The sequence below is a fragment of the Nostoc sp. UIC 10607 genome, from assembly GCF_047228265.1.
GTDB classification, from domain to species: Bacteria; Cyanobacteriota; Cyanobacteriia; order Cyanobacteriales; family Nostocaceae; genus Nostoc; species Nostoc foliaceum_A.
On sequence record NZ_JBIQNW010000233.1, the window covers coordinates 1 to 567 of the forward strand.

The window sequence follows — 567 nt, forward strand, 5'->3', positions numbered from 1 at the left end:
GGCGATCGCAAATTCATTGCCTGGGTCGATTTTCTCTAAGCTAGATGCTGCCTGCCAACGGGTGGACTCATCCAGATTTTGTGATTGCAGCAGTTGCACCAAGGCGGCGATCGCAATTTCATTGCCTGGGTCGATTTTCCCTAAGCTTTCTGCTGCCTGCCTACGGGTGGACTCATCCAGATTTTGTGATTGTAGCAGTTGCACCAAGGCGGCGATCGCAATTTCATTGCCTGGGTCGATTTTCCCTAAGCTTTCTGCTGCCTGCCTACGGGTGGACTCATCCAGATTTTGTGATTGTAGCAGTTGCACCAAGGCGGCGATCGCAATTTCATTGCCTGGGTCGATTTTCCCTAAGCTTTCTGCTGCCTGCCTACGGGTGGACTCATCCAGATTTTGTGATTGCAGCAGTTGCACCAAGGTGGCGATCGCAAATTCATTGCCTGTGCCGATTTTCTCTAAGCTAGATGCTGCCTGCCAACGGGTGGACTCATCCAGATTTTGTGATTGCAGCAGTTGCACCAAGGCGGCGATCGCAAATTCATTGCCTGGGTCGATTTTCTCTAAGCT

The 567-nt window shown here is 51.1% G+C and carries 1 protein-coding gene; it reads right to left on the reverse strand.

The features are described from left to right. On the reverse strand, positions 1–567 hold a 567-nt coding region (locus ACEYW6_RS36555), incomplete at both ends, for a HEAT repeat domain-containing protein (RefSeq protein WP_412983661.1).